Source organism: Paraburkholderia sp. RL18-101-BIB-B (genome assembly GCF_046026985.1).
Classification (GTDB): domain Bacteria; phylum Pseudomonadota; class Gammaproteobacteria; order Burkholderiales; family Burkholderiaceae; genus Paraburkholderia.
Window position 1 is genome coordinate 1 of record NZ_JARESV010000163.1, and the last position, 996, is coordinate 996.

The 996-nt window shown below is 65.4% G+C and carries 1 protein-coding gene; it reads right to left on the reverse strand.

All coding sequences use genetic code 11. From position 1 onward, the window contains the following. A partial coding sequence (locus P0D73_RS46490; RefSeq protein WP_408436468.1) for a transposase occupies window positions 1-996 on the reverse strand: 996 nt, incomplete at both ends.

Here is a 996-nt window from a genome sequence, read left to right on the forward strand (position 1 = left end):
GGGCTGGATACGACATCGGGCTCCGTGGATGGCGGGCATGAGATCGGCGAGCCGGTTCAGGCAGCGCTCAATCCGTAGCAGGCACGCGCCGAGGATCGGCTTGAGTGCGCCCAGCGCGTATAGACGGTTTGGATGACTGGTGTGGTCGTCTTTGGCTGGATCGTCCAGGTCATTGAGTAGCGTACACAGGTTATCAGCGACGGTTTTCGCACCGAAGTCCTGCTGCAGCGCCAGGTAATCCAGGCCGGTGACAGCCTCAAGCCGCAGTCGGTGCTTCAGACGTTTGAACGCTTCCTCAATACGCCAGCGTTGATGATAGAGCGCGCCGAAAGCGCTGGCCGGATAACGTTCGCGCTCCAGCAGCGAGGTCATCAGCACACGCACGCGGCCGCTGGGCGTGACGTCCCGGATCAGGCGCACGGTGGTAGGCGTGCGCGCCAGTTCATAGTCGCGGGCATCCTCTTCGTTGGGCGCGCCCAGTGTCACGACCTGCTCGGCCTGGCCGCTGCGCGCAAACGCGCTTACACATTTCCATCCTCGGGTATCCACGCGCAGGCAGAAGTGGATCTCGCGCTGCGCCAGCGCAGCCACCATCATGTTGCCGATATAGCCGCGATCAAGCAGCAGCAGATCGGTGTGCGGCTGAAGCACATCCAGCGCTTCGAACAGCATCTGCCGCTCGGCGCCGTCGGCCGGATGGAGCGCGGCATGCAACGTCAGTTCGGGCCCCGGCAGGAACAGCGCGAACGCGTAGTGACCGGCGCGCAACGCATGGCCCTGGCGGGTCGCCACCCGCAGCCGGGTGCCGTCGGCTGCGACCGGCCTCAGGCCGTTCCAGCGCATCGAGTCAATATGGGGTTGGGCAAGCTCAATCAGACGTGCGCGGGCCCGTTCGAACAGCTCGGCCGACAGCCCCCGGCGCGCCTTGCTGAAGGCCTGTGCACTGACGCCGCGGGTACGCACGCCGCATTCGCCGAGCTCACCAAACAGGCCATC